15 protein-coding genes are annotated in these 14243 nt (G+C 33.3%); 5 read left to right on the forward strand and 10 right to left on the reverse strand.

The genetic code is table 11. The features are described 5' to 3' along the window. Nucleotides 1-558: 558 nt before the first annotated feature. Nucleotides 559-1794 carry an ABC transporter permease gene (locus H603_RS0112465; protein ID WP_026708926.1) on the reverse strand — a complete coding sequence of 412 codons (1236 nt, stop codon included), beginning with the start codon at nt 1792-1794 and terminating at the stop codon, nt 559-561. A 78-nt stretch (nt 1795-1872) separates the two neighbouring features. On the opposite strand from H603_RS0112465, the gene H603_RS0112470 reads away from it, so the two are divergent. After that, the gene (locus H603_RS0112470; RefSeq protein WP_026708927.1) at nt 1873-3132 is read left to right on the forward strand and encodes an exo-beta-N-acetylmuramidase NamZ family protein; all 1260 of its coding nucleotides are present in this window, start codon (nt 1873-1875) and stop codon (nt 3130-3132) included. Between the two features lie 2 nt (nt 3133-3134). Here the strand turns inward: H603_RS0112470 and H603_RS0112475 are convergent, their stop codons facing one another. Continuing rightward, complete coding sequence (locus tag H603_RS0112475; RefSeq protein ID WP_026708928.1) at nt 3135-3629, reverse strand: YkgJ family cysteine cluster protein; 495 nt, start codon at nt 3627-3629, stop codon at nt 3135-3137. A gap of 85 nt (nt 3630-3714) precedes the next feature. Between H603_RS0112475 and H603_RS0112480 the strand changes: the two genes are divergently transcribed. Then, complete coding sequence (locus H603_RS0112480; protein ID WP_026708929.1) at nt 3715-4422, forward strand: class I SAM-dependent methyltransferase; 708 nt, start codon at nt 3715-3717, stop codon at nt 4420-4422. Nucleotides 4423-4583: 161 nt separating this feature from the next. On the opposite strand, the gene H603_RS0112485 is transcribed toward H603_RS0112480, so the two are convergent. From H603_RS0112485 to H603_RS0112525, 8 genes are all read right to left on the reverse strand, one after another. Next, entirely contained in the window at nt 4584-4901 is a 318-nt protein-coding gene (locus tag H603_RS0112485) for a DUF2059 domain-containing protein (protein ID WP_169628296.1), read from the reverse strand. 146 nt (nt 4902-5047) lie between these two features. Further along, a complete protein-coding gene (locus H603_RS0112490; RefSeq protein ID WP_026708931.1) occupies nt 5048-5680 on the reverse strand; it encodes a 7-carboxy-7-deazaguanine synthase QueE in 633 nt (210 codons plus the stop codon). Nucleotides 5681-5807: 127 nt separating this feature from the next. Then, entirely contained in the window at nt 5808-7478 is a 1671-nt protein-coding gene (locus tag H603_RS0112495; RefSeq protein WP_035676005.1) for a tetratricopeptide repeat protein, read from the reverse strand. Between the two features lie 22 nt (nt 7479-7500). Beyond that, the gene (locus H603_RS0112500; RefSeq protein WP_026708933.1) at nt 7501-8430 is read right to left on the reverse strand and encodes a PstS family phosphate ABC transporter substrate-binding protein; all 930 of its coding nucleotides are present in this window, start codon (nt 8428-8430) and stop codon (nt 7501-7503) included. Between the two features lie 233 nt (nt 8431-8663). Further along, nucleotides 8664-9464 carry an energy transducer TonB gene (locus tag H603_RS0112510; protein ID WP_026708935.1) on the reverse strand — a complete coding sequence of 267 codons (801 nt, stop codon included), beginning with the start codon at nt 9462-9464 and terminating at the stop codon, nt 8664-8666. A 40-nt stretch (nt 9465-9504) separates the two neighbouring features. Beyond that, nucleotides 9505-10050, reverse strand: a complete 546-nt coding sequence (locus tag H603_RS0112515; RefSeq protein ID WP_026708936.1) for an ExbD/TolR family protein — start codon at nt 10048-10050, stop codon at nt 9505-9507. 19 nt (nt 10051-10069) lie between these two features. Beyond that, nucleotides 10070-10681, reverse strand: coding sequence for an ExbD/TolR family protein (locus tag H603_RS0112520; protein ID WP_026708937.1), 612 nt, complete (start codon nt 10679-10681; stop codon nt 10070-10072). A gap of 37 nt (nt 10682-10718) precedes the next feature. Continuing rightward, nucleotides 10719-11537, reverse strand: coding sequence for a MotA/TolQ/ExbB proton channel family protein (locus H603_RS0112525; protein ID WP_026708938.1), 819 nt, complete (start codon nt 11535-11537; stop codon nt 10719-10721). 372 nt (nt 11538-11909) lie between these two features. Between H603_RS0112525 and H603_RS0112530 the strand changes: the two genes are divergently transcribed. The 3 genes from H603_RS0112530 to H603_RS0112540 form a co-directional block, all read left to right on the forward strand. Next, a complete protein-coding gene (locus tag H603_RS0112530; protein ID WP_026708939.1) occupies nt 11910-13454 on the forward strand; it encodes a helicase HerA-like domain-containing protein in 1545 nt (514 codons plus the stop codon). A gap of 29 nt (nt 13455-13483) precedes the next feature. After that, a complete protein-coding gene (locus tag H603_RS0112535; RefSeq protein ID WP_026708940.1) occupies nt 13484-13843 on the forward strand; it encodes a cupin domain-containing protein in 360 nt (119 codons plus the stop codon). Nucleotides 13844-13974: 131 nt separating this feature from the next. Then, on the forward strand, nt 13975-14243 hold a 269-nt coding region (locus H603_RS0112540; protein ID WP_245576119.1), incomplete at its 3' end, for a helix-turn-helix domain-containing protein.

Raw genomic sequence — 14243 nt, forward strand, 5'->3', positions numbered from 1 at the left:
ATGTTTCTCGAAGCGGGTGCAAAAGTAATAAACTCTTTTAATTCTCACAAGCTTTTTTTTAAAATAATCTGAAAATAAATTTTCAACTCATTTCGTTTTGCTTGCCATCATGTAAAGAACTTATTCGCTGTTGCGGGTGCAAAAGTAGGTAGTTTAAACCGATAAACAATACACCAAAACCGCTTTTGTTTACTTTATTTTTAAAACACTGTTTAACTTATTGAAAATGTATTATTTGAGGTTAGACTAAAATGAGCTTTTTTTTCGGTTTGTAGGATTAATCGACAGATTAAGAGGCAAAGTCTCTACCTAATCATGTAAATTAAAGATTCAATCGCACTCATTATATAACTTGATCAATCAAACACTTCTTAATCTCGTTTCTAATCTTACAAGGGTTATCAAAATATAATGGAGAAGCACAGTACACTGGTCACCGCCCAACCCTAGCCCTGATAGTAGTGGAAATCCTTTTATATATACTCGATGGTAATCGAGTATATATAAAAGATTGCAGCGGATAGCAGGAAATAGCTCCTAATTAAAATTTGGGAAATATTAATCGTAGCGAATTGCTTTCACTGGAGAGATTTTAGTGATAATGTATGATGGGATTAGTAGAACTAAAAAGCAAACTACAATTGTAAGTAGATTTAATAAAAGAATATAGCCGAAATTTAAATAAACAGGCGCCTGATCGACATAATAACTTTCTGGATTAAGCTTAATGACACCAAAGTATTGCTGAATTAGCAGAATAGTTATCCCAATTAAATTTCCCCAGAATAGTCCACGGAAAATTAAATAGGAAGCATTGTATAAAAATATTTTTCGAACCGTCCAGTTATTTGCACCAAGTGCTTTTAATATTCCGATCATTTGAGTTCTTTCTAAGATTAAAACTAGTAAAGCCACTACCATATTTATAGTTGCAACTATAATCATCACAACTAATATAACAACGATATTAAAATCGAATAACTGTAACCACTCAAATATATAACTATACTTTTCAATAATTGTTTTAGTATCTAGAGTAGAACCTGTTTGCTCGTATACCTCTTCACCTACCTCTTTGATTTGGTCAAAGTCTTTTACAAAAACTTCAAAAGCCCCCACTTGATCAGCTTTCCATTTATTGATGCGCTGAATGTGTCGAATATCCCCTACTATATATGTAGCATCAAACTCTTGAAATCCCGAATTAAATATACCTGTAATTTTAAATCTCCTGATGTTAGGTAACTTGCTCTCACCCTCCTTCATAAAAAAAGTATTGAAAGCGTCCCCTACTTTTAATTTTAGGCGATTTGCCAGAAACTGAGAAATAACAACTTCTTCATTTAAGTTGTTTTGATAATTAGGCAATGTACCAGCTATAAGGTACTCTTGAATGTTGTCCCACCTATAATCTGACCCTACTCCTTTAAAAACAATTCCTTCAAAAGCAGTTTCGGTTCTAATGATACCTGCCTTGCTTGCAATTGCTTGAATGTGATCTACTCCAGGGACAGCAGTAAATTTAGGATAGAAAGTTTGATTCTTAGAAACTGGCGTCAGAGTAACCTCTGATTGATTGCTATCAAAATTAGAAATGATAATATGCCCGTTGAATGCCGCTATTTTTTCACGAATTTTTTGTTGTAGACCAATTCCAGTTGCAACAGATATAATCATCATGATCATTCCAATAGCAATTGCTGCGATAGCAATTTTTATAATAGGAGCAGATATACTACTTTTATAATCTTTGGCCGTTACCAGTCTTTTTGCAATAAAATATTCTAAATTCAATTTTTTTTTCGTTTCGGATTTGGTTTCAAAAATACAGCTAAAACACGAATTACACTAACTTATTCTATACTACCTAATATGAATTTATTTATAAAGAAAATCGCTTTATCAATCCTTCCTTTTTCTATTGTAATCGCTTGTTCCAGTTTTATGAAGTCAAATGAAAAAGAAAACATAAATAGCAAATCGAGTTCATCAACTACTATAGCAATTATAAATAATCCCACAGTAGCAGCGGTAAAGAAAACTCTCGCGATTGAAACAGGTGCAGATAACTACATTAAATATTTACCACTTTTAAAAAACAAGAATATAGCTGTGGTAACAAATCAATCTGGAATATTATCTTCAAACATTCACTTAGTTGATTTTTTACTTTCGAAAGATATAAAAGTCAAACGCATATTTGCGCCTGAACATGGATTTCGTGGTACGGCAGACGCGGGCGAACATATAGTAGATGGAAAAGATGCAAAAACAGGATTAGATATTATATCGCTGTATGGCAACAATAAAAAACCGAAAGCTGAACAATTAATTGGTATTGATATTTTGATTTTTGACTTACAAGATGTGGGAGCACGGTTTTACACTTATATTTCGTCACTACATTATATCATGGAAGCTTGTGCTGAAAATGGGATCCAACTTATTGTACTTGATCGCCCGAATCCAAATGGCGCTATTGTTGACGGACCAATCTTAGAAAAAGCTTACACTAGTTTTGTAGGAATGCACCCCATTCCCTTACTGCACGGAATGACTATAGGCGAATATGCCCAAATGATTAATGGTGAAAAATGGTTGCGAAATGGAATTCAATGTAATCTAAAAATCATTAATTGTTCAAATTACACTAGAAATATGTCTTACAGTTTGCCAGTAAAGCCATCACCAAATTTACCTAACGATCAATCTATTAATTTGTACGCTAGCTTATGTCTGTTTGAAGGTACAAATGTGAGCGTGGGCCGAGGAACCGAAAATCAATTTCAAGTTTATGGTTCCCCTTACTTACCAAAAAGCAACTTTAGTTTTACACCAAAACCAAATTTGGGAGCATCGAACCCGCCATATAATGGTATTACTTGTTACGGTGAAAACTTATCAGGTATAGCCAAAGTAAATCAACTTGAATTAAAATGGATTATTAAAGCTTATGAGATGACCTCTAATAAATCAAAATTCTTTAATTCTTTTTTTACAAAATTAGCTGGAACCAAAAAACTACAGCAGCAAATTGAGAGCAACGTTCCTGAAAAAACTATAAGAGACAGCTGGAAAGAAGGTTTAGCACACTTTAAGAATACTAGAGAAAAATACTTGATTTACAAATAAAACTATAGTGGTAACTTTTTCTTCATTGCTTCCACAATATTAAATGCTACTGGACATATTGAAACATTTACTAGAGTAAGATCAGTTATTTGTTGAAATTTCTTGCGATCTGTATGTGGAAATTCTCGACAAGCCTTTGGTCTCACATCATAGATCATGCATTCATTTTCATGATCCAAAAAAGTACATGGAACAGATTGTAAAACATAGTCTTTATCTTCATCAATACGTAAATGCTGCTCAATAAATTGTTGTGGCTTTTGACGCAAATATTTAGAAACACGCTCGATATCTGCTAAGGTGAATAGTGGGCCAGTTGTTTTACAGCAGTTTGCACACTTTAGACAATCCGCTTTCTTGAATTCGGCATCGTGAATATCCTGCATGACATAATCTAAATTCTTAGGCGTTTTCTTTTTAAGCTTATCAAAATACTTTTTGTTTTCGATATGCGTATCTTTGGCCAGTTTTCCGAGTTCGTTTAATGAAGGTTTCAAATGTTGTCTTTTTGTTTTTTGCAAAATTACTCATTTTAAAACAATGTTCTTGGCTTAATACATTTTGAATTTTGACATCCTAATTATGAAAGACCTTTTTGGCAGAGCCATCCTTGATTATCAAACAAATAATCAGCCTGAAAATTTGATTACCGAAACTACTATATCCGAGGAGGACGAGATGGATGTTAGTTATCTTTTTCGAAAGTACAGCGACATGCCGCAAATTGAGCAAAAAGCGTTAAGCCTCGCACGAGGAACGGTTCTGGATATTGGTTGCGGTGCAGGGAGTCACAGCCTATATCTACAAAATGAATTAAACTTAACAACAACAGCAATTGACATATCAAACAACGCAATCAAAGCCTGTGTATTAAGAGGAATCAAAGATGCTCGTGTTCAAGACTTCATGACATTACAAAATGAAAAATATGACACCATCCTATTATTAATGAATGGTACTGGAATTTGTGGTAAGTTAAAAAAGCTACCTGAATTTCTCCAACAATTGAAATCACTTCTAAATCCCGGTGGACAAATTTTAATTGATAGCTCTGATATCATTTATATGTTTGACGAAGATGAAGACGGCGGCAAATGGATACCTTCAGATAATGACTATTATGGCGAAATCACTTTTAACATCTCCTATAAGAGAGAAAAAGAAAAACCCTTAGATTGGCTTTACTTAGATTATAATACTTTGCAAAATGCGGCTTTCGCCAATGGATTAAAATCAGAACTGATAATAGAAGGAGAACATTATGACTATTTAGCCAAACTGTCCGTCTAGAAACTTATCATCAGAAGGTAAATCAAAAGACTAACAAGATGTGTTATTAAAGAAGTAATAGCGTTAATTATTCTATTGATGAATAACCATATACACAAGAAAGCCAAATAGAACGTATCTATTTGGCTTTCTTGTTTATCCTTGCATCTAAGAATTTTATTTTACATATACTTAGACATTAATGTCTGTAATCCTGCGCCCCAAGTTTGAGATGCTGCCATAATCTTTTGTGTAAAAACACCCATATTACCGCTCATTTTCTTCCCTACCGGACTTTCATAAAAAGCAATCATATCATTGATATCTTTTTCAGTGTACATATCAATATATATATCTGCCATTGAATCATACAATGCTGGCAATGTAGCGTCAAATTCTTTCAAAAAATCTGCTTGCTTAGCTGTTGGAATCATCTGGATCACTTGATCTTTTGCTACTTTAATTGATAGATCACTACCGCTTAAAGTAATCAGCTTCATTACTTGAGCTTTTGTCGGAGCAGTTTGAGCAAATCCGAAATTGATAGCGAACACCACAAAGGTCATTAAAAATAATTTTTTCATAATAAGTTAAATTATAGTTTGATTAATTGATACGAATATACAATTTAAATATAAGTTTTTACCTATGGAATATTCAAATATTTATGCGTTTGCAGTGACACTCTCCATTTAGGATTATTCATTACATAGTCCACTATGAGTGGCGTCATTTCTTCTTTCTTACTCCATTCTGGTTGCAGAAACAAAATTGCGTTTGAATTCACCAAAGCCGCTTGCTCCTCAGCAAAAATAAAATCATGCTTATTATGAATAATTACTTTTAATTCGTGTGCATTTGCATAAACTGTCTCTGTAGGTAATTTATTTTTCTTTGGTGATAAACAAATCCAATCCCAAGTTCCTGATAAAGCATAGGCACCAGAAGTTTCAATATGAACTTTTCTATTGTTCTCTTTTAATTTTTGTGTCAATAAAGTCATGTCCCACATTAGCGGCTCACCTCCAGTTACGACAACTGTTTCTGCGTATTTACTAGCATTAGCTACTATTAAATCTAACGCTGTAGGTGGATGTAATTCAGCATTCCAACTTTCTTTTACATCACACCAGTGACATCCAACATCGCATCCTCCAATTCGAATAAAATAAGCTGCTGTACCTGTATGATATCCCTCACCTTGAATCGTGTAAAACTCTTCCATTAGTGGCAACATTGCTCCTTTATTTACTTCTAACTGTATTTCTTTTGATAACATTTTATTAATTTAAAGTGCAAAGATAACTAAATAAAAATGACTTGTTTGAGCAGTAGGATAGATTTGGCATAAAACAAAAAACCCGATAGTAATATACTATCGGGTTTCTCAAAAAAATTAAAATCTACTACTTGTTAAGAATACTCAATGATTGAGTAGCGTAAGCATTTGCAGGATCAATTGCTAAAGTTTTTTGGAAAAACTCTTTAGCTTTCACTTTATCAAAGTTAGCATATCCTGCAGCCATTGTGTTATAACACTCAATAAGCTTCGCTTTTACAGCTGGCTTAGCCAATTCTTCAGGTCCTTTTTTAGTAACGATATCAATGTATTGTTGGTAGTACATAATCATTGCTTTGTCATCCCCTAACAAACTATTAGTTCTAGCACGAGATAAATAAACATCTTGTGTATCAGGTGAAGCTGTAATTACATTTCCATAAGCGATATCTGCTTTTTTCAAAGCTACGGTATCTTTTACAACATCTGCACCAGCGTTATCAAAGTAAATTGCATTACCTAAATAGTAATTATCATATAAAAAAGTATTTGTTTTAGGATTAGAAGTTGCAATTTCTAAAATTGCAGCTGCTTCTTTGTAAAGTTTCTTTTCGTAAAGATCTTTACCAATTTCTCCTAATTCGTTTGTTACTGAAATTTCAATATCAGCGGCTTTTTTAATGTCAGTAACACCTGCTTGGAATGCAGTTGGGTCAATAGCAGTTCCGTCAGCGTTTGTACCTTTTTTGATTTTAGCTAAACCTAAGTACATATAATCTAAGTTGATAATCTTGTTATCAGGATTAGCAGTATAATCTTGTAAAGATTTAATTGCTACATCTACATTACCATTTTGATAAGCTGCATATCCTAAGTAACGTAATATACGTGGATTCACCTTATCTAATTCTTTCATTTTGTTAGCCTCAACTTCTAAAGCTTTGTAATCCTTTGCTAAGATCAAGAAATCTGCATGACGCATACGAGAAGCTAATGAATAATCTGTCAAAGTCATATATTTCTCGTAGTAACCAAGTGCTTTTTTCAAATACTCATCTTGTCTACCAGGAACATTTAATCCCCATAAATAATACGTTTCAGCTAGCTCACGATAAAGCGGTCCGTAATTAGGATTTGTAGCCAATACTTCATTATAAGCTGCAACTGCTTCAGTATATGCTTTTGCACCTTTTAATAATACTCCTAATTGCACCTTAGCTCTAATTAAACTATTATCTGCTTGAAATGCATTTCTATAATTTGAATATGCTTGATTTTGGTTTTTATCACCATAGTAAGCGTCTCCTAGAGCAAGTAAAATTTGAGGCTCTTGAGCATTTTTCTCTTTAGCTAATTCTAAAGTAGCTAACGCACTTTTGTAATCAGGATTTGTAGAATTCATGTATGCTCTCGCTACATATTGATATTCTTCAAAATCTTTTCTTCTCATTTCTTTGATTGCTGAGTTAAAATTAGCTTTAGCAGCAGCCACATTACCAGAGTTTAAGTCAATTTGACCTAAACCAATATTATTGAAATGCGCGTCATTCTTAGCAGTTAATCCTGACTGATAACTCATCTTAGCAGAGTCACTCACATTTTGATATAAATATACATTTCCTAATAAGAAAAACGCTTTCCCTTCAGAAGGATCAGATTTTACAATTGACTTCAAAGTTACCTTCGCATCTTGGTATTTTTCGGCGTCAATTTCTTTTTTAGCTTGGTCAATAGTTTGAGCATAACTAGCCGTCATCCCGGCTAAGAAAGCAACTCCTAGAATTTTAAATTTGTTCATTTTAACTTTATTTGATTTATTGTTATTCATTTTCTTTGTCATTTTGAGATTTGTTCTTAAATATAAGTTTGCGTCCTGGAATACGTTCTGGGTACAAACCCGACTTCAAAATTATCCTTTGCCCTACGTCTCCTGCTACGAATGATGCAAAACCCATTCCAAGCCCAGAGAATCCTTGACAATTTATAATATACAAATCACGTGCCAAAGGGTACGTTTCTTCGGCAATATTATTTTGTGTAGGTGCAATATAAGCATCTCCTTTTAAACCTTTAACGCTAATTGCTTTAATTTTATTTACATAATCTTTACCTGCAGCAGTGGGTTGATACAACCAATTGATTCCTATCACGCCAATCATACCATCATTCTCAGCTACAAACTTAACAACCTCCTCTGTACTTTTAAAAGAGAATACATTTTCTTGTGGTAAATCCTTTAAACCAGAAAGTTGATTAATCATTCTCACAGAACTCGAATTTGGATTATCAAATACTAAACCTTTAATATTTGTTCCTTTCTTTCCGTTCATAAAAGAAATAACATCCTGTAAAGCAACCAAGGTGTCATTTGATGATTTATTGGCAATGAATGCAACTGCATCTTTACCAATTTTAGTAATTTTTGGAAGTATTTTTCTTGCCTTAAAATTATTTATTTCATTTTCAGTTAAGGTGCGAGATAAGATTGCGATTGCTGAAGTATCATTAAGAAAAGCTTGGATAACCTCCCCTTCAGATTTTGCGATCATGTTTATTTTAGCATCATACTTACTTTCAAATATAGTAATTTGATCTTCTATAACAGGTTTAAAGGACTCATCAACTAATATTGTTGCAGTTCCTTTCAAAATAGTTTCTTCCTTTGCTTTCTCATCTTTACATGAATTAAAGAATAAGGAAATTACTATGGTAGCCATTATTAAAGCAGAAATATTAAAGCGTTTTTTCATGTGTCAGTCTTTATTTGAGTAAATAATTCGTACGAATCTAATGAAGGAATATACTATTAATAAGATTCCAAAAGCGACCCTATACATTCTAGGCATATCTAAAGGAAATTTCTTCATAAAGATAATAAATAATCCTAAAATAAAATAAAAGACAAAAAACAAAATCCCTATAACGAGAAGAAATCGCTCTTTAGGCGATTTCTTCTGAATATTTTTTACGATATTATCTAACATTAATCTGCAGTTTGAATAGTAATTGGTAATGAGTATAAAACCCTTACTGGCTTTCCATTTTGTATTCCAGGACTCCATCTAGGAGTTTTGTTTAAAACTCTGATAGCTTCTTTCCCAGTTCCGTAACCAATATCTCTTAAAACTTTGATATCAGTCAATGAACCATCTTTTTCTACTACAAAAGTCACATAAACTTTTCCTTTAAGACCCTCTTCTTCTGGTGCACGGTAGTTATCCGCTACAAATTTGTAGAATTTAGCCATACCTCCAGGAAATTCAGGTTTTACTTCAATTCCTGCTGTATTGTAAATTTCATTATCTACCGCATCAACAACTTGAGCTGGTCCTTTACCTACAGGAGCAACAGTTAAAACTGCATCTGGATCTCCTTTTATAGTTTCAGCACCAATTTTTTTCTCCTTGATTTCAACGATTTTTGGTGGCTCTTCTGTTACTTCTTCTGCCTTAGCTACAACAGGCTTCACAAACTTCACTTGATCCACTTTTGGTGGAGGTGGTGGCGGTGGTGGCGCGTTTAACTTTGGCGGCTCGACCTTTTTAGGAGGTAACTTAATAGCAGTAATTTTAACATCCTTAACTTCTTCAACTTTATCGTTCTCTGGTAAAAGATCAGCGATAAGCGGTGCGGCTAATGCTACTGAAAAAATTACAGCTCCTAATACAAGTGCTTTGATGGTCGTACCTCTATTAGTCCTTCTCAATTGATAAGCACCATAAGTTTTATTACGTCCCTCAAAAACTATATCAAGCCATTGGTTTTTTAATATATCTAATTTCATTTTTCTTAATTATTAGGTTATTAAGAAAACAAGATCACTCTTATTTTCCGTCTAACAATTTTTGTTCCTCAGGCGTAAAATCGTTAACGATTGTATAGGTAGGTACATCAGAAATAACCATCTCATCAAGAATATCAATCATGTTTTTATAACTAGACTTCTTACTTGGTTTGATAATCACAATCATACCTTTTTCTTTATCACCAGTATAACTTAATACTGATTCTTTTCTTTTAAGTATCTCTTCACGAATACCATTTCCACCATACTCCATATCTTTAGGACCAGCAATTGGAGTTTCTAATAAACCCATGTAATATACAAGTTTATTATTCTCTCCTAACATTAAAGTCATTGTACGATTTTCATCAACTTTCATGTCTTTACTATCTTCCTTAGGATCTTTATCTGGCAATCCCAAACTCATAGCTTGAGGCTTAGACAACGTAGTGGTAAGCATAAAGAATGTAATTAATAAGAAGGCCAAATCTACCATGGCAGTTAAATCTACCTTTGAGTTTTGTTTTTTACTTCTTACTTTTCCACCTTTTCCGCCTCCACCGTCGCCGGTATTTAATTCAGCCATTTTAGTGTCTTTTTTTTAATTAAAATTCTTCTCCTCTTAAGCCAGTAATCAAGCTAAAGCTGTTGATTTTTTGCTCTTGAACAATATCCATCACTTTACGAATTTCGTTATATTCTTCTTTTGCATCTCCTTTAATAGCGATTTGCAATTCTTTGTCATTAACTTCAATATTCGCAATCCTAGCGTTGTAAATCCACTCTTTTAACTGGTTATCAGTTGAGTCCATTGGAATCCCTGTTTGACCAGCTTTGGCTCTATCAGCAGACTTCATAGCGATTATTTCTTTCAAGTTAGCTATTGGCACACCAAAACCATCCATTAAACCAAATTTCTCTACTTCAGCATCTGTAAAATCAACACCGTATTTCTCACCCATTAACTCAAGAGTTTTTTTACGAACTTCTCTACCTTTTAAGTCAAAGAAAACCATTCCTTTACCAACAGTCATTGTTGCAAAATCACTTTCAGGCAACTTAATTTTAACAGTAGAAGCAGGAGTATCAACAGGTAATGCCTCAGGTAATTTAGCTGTAGAAGTCATTACAAAGAAGGTAAGCAAAAGGAAAGCGACATCACACATCGCTGTCATATCCGTAGACCCCGGATTTTTTTTTATTTTTATTTTAGCCATTCTTTTTGTTTTTTAATTGATATAAATATCAATATAATTATTGCTTCAAACTTCCTCTGAATCTTCTGTAAGTATTTACAATAGATACAGCAGCTTCATCAATTGAGTAAGTTAAATCATCAATTTTAGATGTAAAGAAGTTGTAAGAGATAATTGCTACAGCAGAAGTACCAATACCAGTTGCAGTATTAATAAGTGCTTCAGAAATACCGTTTGCAAGTGCAGCTTGATCTGGAGTTCCAGCAGCAGCTAATGCACCAAACGCTTTAATCATACCTGATACAGTTCCTAATAAACCAATAAGTGTTCCTAATGATACTAAAGAAGAGATAATTGTCATGTTCTTTTGTAACATTGGCATCTCAAGAGAAGTAGCCTCTTCGATTTCTTTGTGTATTGTTTCAGAAGCTTCTTCACTGTTGAATCCTTCTTTTTTAACGTCTTGATATTTAATTAAAGCTGATTTAATTGCATTTGCAACTGATCCTTGTTGTTTATCACAAGCAACAATAGCTTCTTCAATTTGACCTGCTTTGATATCTCCTTGAACTTTTGCCATAAAAGTATCTAGTTTTGCTTTACCTGCTGCTTTAGAAATAACAACATATCTTTCGATAGAGAAAACTAATACCATTAATAACATACCTAATAATACTGGTACAACAACTCCACCATGGTAAACTTGACCTAAAAGGTTTAATGGATTTCCTCTTTCAATATTTCCTCCTTCAAAGTTCGATGGATTACCCATGATAAACTTCCAGATTAATACACCAACACCAATACATGCAACAATAATAAGACCTGAAACCATTCCACCACCGTTTGAAGTGCTTTCCTTTTTAACATTTGCCATTTTCTTAAATTTTAATAGTTTTAAATAATTTATTTTAGTTATAATAAACTTGTAGTCCCGCAAATTTATATGTTTAGTTGAAATAAAAAAACTTTTTTTAATTTTATTCGAGTTAAATTTAGTTAAATAATAAATGCACAAAATAAATTATTGAATTATCAGTAATATCAATAGCTAAAAGAGGCTTATTTAAAAAAATAAAACAATAATTTAGGATAAAATTGAGAGAATAACTAACAAATCTTCAATTAAAGTTAATTTTACTATTTTGAATTATTGTTAACAAATGTCGATTTAATTTACACTTAACATTAAAATAATATCAATTAGAAAAATAATAATATATTGCAGCTTGAACAATACAACTCCATTATGCAAAGTAAAGAAGAATTCATAAAATTAATAAATAACGGTTATTCATCTAAAGGAGAGAGCCTTATACTAGGAGGCCCTATTTTAAACGGAGAAGCAATTCCCGATACATTTGTAAAGATTCCTTTAAAAACATTAAACCGTCATGGCTTGATTGCAGGTGCGACAGGTACGGGTAAAACGAAAACGATACAAGTTTTTTCAGAGCAACTCTCTTCTTTTGGAATTCCGGTTTTGATGATGGATATAAAAGGTGACTTTAGTGGGATTGCTGCTGAAGGAGAAGAAAAAGCATTCATCACCGACCGTCATGCTAAAATAGGGTTGCCATATAAAACAAGTAAATTTCCTGTTGAACTTTTAACCATTTCTGAACAAAATGGCGTGCGCTTGCGAGCGACTGTTTCAGAGTTTGGGCCCGTCCTTTTCTCTAGGATATTAGATTTAAACGACACCCAATCAGGAGTAATATCCATCATATTTAAGTATTGTGACGACAATAAGATGCCATTACTTGATTTAAAGGACATTAAAAAAGTAATTAATTATATTACAGAAGAAGGTAAAGCCGAAATAACTAAGCATTATGGTAAAATATCTACGTCAACGACTGGGACTATCTTGCGTAAAATTATCGAACTAGAGCAACAAGGCGGTGATCTTTTCTTTGGAGAAATGTCCTTTGATATAGATGATTTAATGCGAATTGATGAAAACGGAAAAGGGTACATCAATATCATGAGATTAACTGATATACAAGACAAGCCTAAGCTTTTTTCTACATTTATGCTAAGTCTTCTAGCAGAGATTTACCAGCAAATGCCCGAAAAAGGTGATTCTGAAAAACCAGAACTAGTAATTTTCATAGATGAAGCCCACTTAATCTTCAACGAAGCGAGTAAGGCATTACTGGAACAAATAGAGTCTATTGTTAAGTTAATACGATCTAAGGGGATTGGTATCTACTTTGTAACACAAAACCCAATGGATGTGCCTAGCGGTGTTCTAGCGCAATTAGGTTTAAAGATCCAACACGCTTTAAGAGCATTTACAGCTAATGATAGGAAATCAATCAAGCAAACTGCCGACAATTACCCTACATCCGACTATTACAACACTAGCGAAGTGTTAACAAGTCTTGGAATAGGAGAAGCACTAATTACTGCATTGAATGAAAAAGGGATCCCCACTCCTCTTGTAGCAACAATGCTTCGTGCACCTATGAGCAGAATGGACATATTATCTGATAGCGAAATTCACGACATCAATAATAAATCTAGATTAGTTAAAAAATATAGCGAACTAATTGATCGTGAAAGTGCTTACGAGATGCTTAATAAAAAAATTGCTGTCATCGAAAATGAAGAGGCAGTTGCAGCTCAGGAAGCAGATAATGAAAAAGCTAAAAGTAAAACAAATGGAAGAGCAACGGTTAGGACAAGCACTGCTTCAAGTGATATTAGTAAATCAGTGATAAAAGTACTTACAAGTGCTACTTTCATTAGAGGGGTTTTCGGTGTACTTACTAAAATATTTAAAAAATAACCCATAGCATCCTCTTAAATCATCACATCATGAAAAAATACTTAATTCAAGATTCCCCGTTTGTAGTTCCTACAACTGATGGAAAGCTCATAGAGGAACATCATGGTCTAGCCGCTACAAGCAATCCTGGAATTTCTATCGCTCACATGGTCGCACCTCCCAAATGGTCTGAACCATATCAAACTCCTGAATTTGATGAATACACATATATCATCAAGGGCAAGAAACAATTCATAATCGAAGATGACACCATTATTTTAGAAGCGGGTCAGTCAATTAAAATAGAGAAAAATACTCGCGTCCAGTACTCAAATCCATTTGAGGAGAGCTGTGAATATATCGCAATTTGCACACCTGCGTTTGATTTTACAAAAGTAAATCGTGAATAATATTTCTATTCGAAAATAAAAAAACCAACATTCTTCAAAAGTATGCATTGCCCCCAAAAAGTTAGACACTATTTGGGGGCATTTTTATGGAAAGAAAAGTCAAGTATGATTACACATTTAAACTTGAATGTGTGGAATTAGTTATCAAACAGCACAATTGCTGTGCATCTGTAGCTAATAAAAAGAAAGTTCATCCTTCGAGTGTTAAAAAGTGGGTTAGGCTATATAATCATTATGGTAAAGATGGATTAACACCTAGGAATAACCGTAGTTATAGTGTCGATTTTAAATTTAAAGTTTTGCAATCAATTCAAAAAGAATCCTTGTCATTTGTGGATTGTTGTTTGAAATTTGACATTCCTGATGCGGGAATTATTCTAAAATGGAAAAAAGATTTCAT

Source organism: Flavobacterium frigidarium DSM 17623, assembly GCF_000425505.1.
In the GTDB taxonomy this organism is placed as follows: domain Bacteria; phylum Bacteroidota; class Bacteroidia; order Flavobacteriales; family Flavobacteriaceae; genus Flavobacterium; species Flavobacterium frigidarium.

Excerpts from the sequence above, each read along its gene's own strand:
- H603_RS0112470 (WP_026708927.1), top strand. The coding sequence starts at position 1,873 with ATGAATTTATTTATAAAGAAAATCGCTTTATCAATCCTTCCTTTTTCT.
- H603_RS0112480 (WP_026708929.1), top strand. The coding sequence starts at position 3,715 with ATGAAAGACCTTTTTGGCAGAGCCATCCTTGATTATCAAACAAATAAT.
- H603_RS0112485 (WP_169628296.1), bottom strand. The coding sequence starts at position 4,901 with ATGAAGCTGATTACTTTAAGCGGTAGTGATCTATCAATTAAAGTAGCA.
- H603_RS0112490 (WP_026708931.1), bottom strand. The coding sequence starts at position 5,680 with ATGTTATCAAAAGAAATACAGTTAGAAGTAAATAAAGGAGCAATGTTG.
- H603_RS0112495 (WP_035676005.1), bottom strand. The coding sequence starts at position 7,478 with ATGAACAAATTTAAAATTCTAGGAGTTGCTTTCTTAGCCGGGATGACG.
- H603_RS0112500 (WP_026708933.1), bottom strand. The coding sequence starts at position 8,430 with ATGAAAAAACGCTTTAATATTTCTGCTTTAATAATGGCTACCATAGTA.
- H603_RS0112510 (WP_026708935.1), bottom strand. The coding sequence starts at position 9,464 with ATGAAATTAGATATATTAAAAAACCAATGGCTTGATATAGTTTTTGAG.
- H603_RS0112515 (WP_026708936.1), bottom strand. The coding sequence starts at position 10,050 with ATGGCTGAATTAAATACCGGCGACGGTGGAGGCGGAAAAGGTGGAAAA.
- H603_RS0112520 (WP_026708937.1), bottom strand. The coding sequence starts at position 10,681 with ATGGCTAAAATAAAAATAAAAAAAAATCCGGGGTCTACGGATATGACA.
- H603_RS0112525 (WP_026708938.1), bottom strand. The coding sequence starts at position 11,537 with ATGGCAAATGTTAAAAAGGAAAGCACTTCAAACGGTGGTGGAATGGTT.
- H603_RS0112530 (WP_026708939.1), top strand. The coding sequence starts at position 11,910 with ATGCAAAGTAAAGAAGAATTCATAAAATTAATAAATAACGGTTATTCA.
- H603_RS0112535 (WP_026708940.1), top strand. The coding sequence starts at position 13,484 with ATGAAAAAATACTTAATTCAAGATTCCCCGTTTGTAGTTCCTACAACT.